Genomic DNA, 2625 nt, shown 5'->3' on the forward strand with positions numbered 1-2625 from the left:
CAATACCATACTTCACGGTGTTGCCAGCCCTCCAGGGCTGCCCGGACACGCGCCCCCGCAGGTACAAGCCGGTTTCCGGCTCAGAGGCCTGGGGCTTACCGCCGCGCCACAGCGCTTCGTTCGGTTGTTTTTCCAGAGGCAGGTACACCACCTCGCCAGGCCGTAAATCTGGCGTTTCCACGGTACTGAAGTCATAACCCAGGCGGGCATAATTACCGCGAAACAGATCTCGCGGGTCCACTGGCCGGGTTTCCAGGCGAATTTCCTGCCCCACCCACAACGGATAGACCCCGCCAACAAACACCCCGGCCATCACCGCGACCTGTAACCCAAGGGCCGCCATCAGACCCGTGACATGACAGCGCTTCATGATTGCTCCTCCCCGGCACAGCCGCCCTTGGCCGCCTGCGTCTCCAGGCCCTGTTGCCGCCGCCAGAAGCGGGCAGCGCCATACAGTACCGCTGCCGCCACCAGAAACATGGCCGCCGCCCCCAGATAGTCCCCGAACAGATCCAGATAACGCATCAACGCCAGCAGCAATATCAACACAATGCCACTATAGAAGTATTGGGTCAGCCCGCGCTTGAGACCTTCCTGAATCAACACAATGGCAGTCAACAGCGCCAGCAGATTCACCGCCACCACAAACAGCCATGTAAAATCCCCGGGCCCGGCCCCTCTACCACCAAAGGCATGAATGCCCAGTAGCACGAAGGGCAACAACATCACCAACAGTCGGGGGCCGGTGGACCCCAAACGGCCAACAACAACCCACGCAGAGGCCAGCAGGGCCGCCAGCAACCCGGCCCACAAACCCGGATCGGCCAACCCGACCAGCTCATGCAGATATCCTTCGGAAAACTCACTGAACGACAGCATCACCAGCAACAGCAGATAGCCACGCAACGCCCACAGGCCCACCAGGCTGCCTGAGCGTCGCAGATAATGAGCCTCGCTTTGCGCCGCCCGGTGACTGAACGCATATAGCAGCGCCAACAACCCCATGTTCAGGGACAGGTGACCGGCTTCAAAATCCGGCCCCCAGCCACCGCCGTAAGCCCAGCCGAGTAGCAGGTTCAGCCAGCTCACCAATACCGCAATCACGACCAGCAACAGACCTCCAGAATGCGCCCGCAGGGCAATGGCGACCGCCACGCCCAGGAACAGCACCATGGCCCAGGGAGGCGTGTACTGGCCTTGCGTTCCCATCCACAGAAACGCCACGGCCAACATCAACAGCGCCAGCACACGGCTGCGCACCAACCAGGCCATGGGCGCCACCCCCAATGCCCAGTAGAACAGGCCATCCGGGAAGTGCTCCCCCAGATGATAGATCTGCGCAATCAACATGATGGAGGCGCCATAACTGATGCCCCCCAGAAACAACCAGCCGCTGCCCTCGCCCTGCTTCAGATAGCCCCGAATGCCGATCAGGTTCAGCGTAATGGTGGTGGCAATCATCCCCAGCATGCGCACCGCGCGGGGAATCTCGTCCCAATTGGCGGACACCAGCAACAGTATGGCCAGACCCACAAACAGCAGCGACACGGTAACCAGCACCTTGTAGGCCAGCGAGCTGTCCGCATCATCGTCCAGCCGGGTGCCATAGCGAGCCAGGATCCGGTTACCCTGGTCTTCGCTGATATCCCCGTCGTCCACCCACTGGCGGCATTCGCTACGCAGCTCGCGCCGCAATAAACCGAGAAGTTGCATGCAAAATCCCTGTGCTTTTTCCCGATCAGACAGCAAGGTGGACGCAAAGGCAATCCATGCGGGTAACCGGGGATGTCACGGGGTGTTCAACAGGAAAGCGCAGACGAGCCCCAAAAGGACGACGAGTAACGAAAACCGGCAACCGAACAGGCCTTTCGCGACTCGTACCTCGCTTCTCGTCACTGACTCTCACACCGGCAGGCCGATACGCTTGGCCTCCAGGCGCCGCAGGAATTCCAGCATCACCTGCCGGTACAGATCTTCACCCAACCAGGCATCTTCCACCCCGGCATCAATATTGGGGTTGTCGTTCACCTCGATGACGACCACATCATCGCCGGATTGCTTCAGGTCCACCCCATACAAGCCGTTGCCCATTAAGCGGGCGGCCTTGAGAGCGGCCTTGAGCACCTTGGGCGGCACTTCCTGTACCGGCAAGGTACGGCTGTTGCCGGTCTCGGTTTTACCGCCACTCTGGTGATGGTAAATCTGCCAGTGCCCCTTGCTCATGAAATACTGACAGGCAAACAACGGGCGGTGGTTCAGCACCCCGATGCGCCAGTCGTAATCGGTGTACATGAACGCCTGCGCCAGCACCACAGAAGACTGTTTCAGGTAGCCACGCAACGCCTCAGCCAGTGCTTCACGGGTGGCCACCTTGCTGATCCCCCGGGAAAAACTGCCATCCGGAATTTTCAGCACCATGGGCAGTTTCAGCTCCTCAACCAGCCGGTCGATCTGGGCATCATCGTCGCTGAACACAAACGCGGTCGGCGGCACCGGCACCTTGTTGGCCTGCATCAACTCGGCCAGATAAATCTTGTTGGTGCAGCGCAAAATGGAGCCCGGATCGTCGATCACCACCATGCCTTCCTGCTCCGCCTTGCGGGCAAACTGATAGGTGTGATGATC

The 2625-nt window shown here is 60.2% G+C and carries 3 protein-coding genes; all 3 read right to left on the minus strand.

All coding sequences use genetic code 11. The features are described 5' to 3' along the window. On the minus strand, positions 1 to 370 hold a 370-nt coding region (locus A3730_RS21625), incomplete at its 3' end, for a GDYXXLXY domain-containing protein (RefSeq protein WP_063538892.1). Continuing rightward, on the minus strand, positions 367 to 1713 hold the full coding sequence (locus A3730_RS21630; RefSeq protein WP_063538894.1) for a DUF2157 domain-containing protein: 1347 nt from the start codon (positions 1711 to 1713) through the stop codon (positions 367 to 369). The genes A3730_RS21630 and A3730_RS21625, both read right to left, overlap by 4 nt. A 189-nt stretch (positions 1714 to 1902) precedes the next feature. Next, the coding region (locus A3730_RS21635) for a RimK family alpha-L-glutamate ligase (RefSeq protein ID WP_197477565.1) at positions 1903 to 2625 on the minus strand (723 nt) is incomplete at its 5' end.

The organism is Alcanivorax sp. HI0044, assembly GCF_001634945.1.

Excerpts from the sequence above, each read along its gene's own strand:
- A3730_RS21630 (WP_063538894.1), bottom strand. The coding sequence starts at position 1,713 with ATGCAACTTCTCGGTTTATTGCGGCGCGAGCTGCGTAGCGAATGCCGC.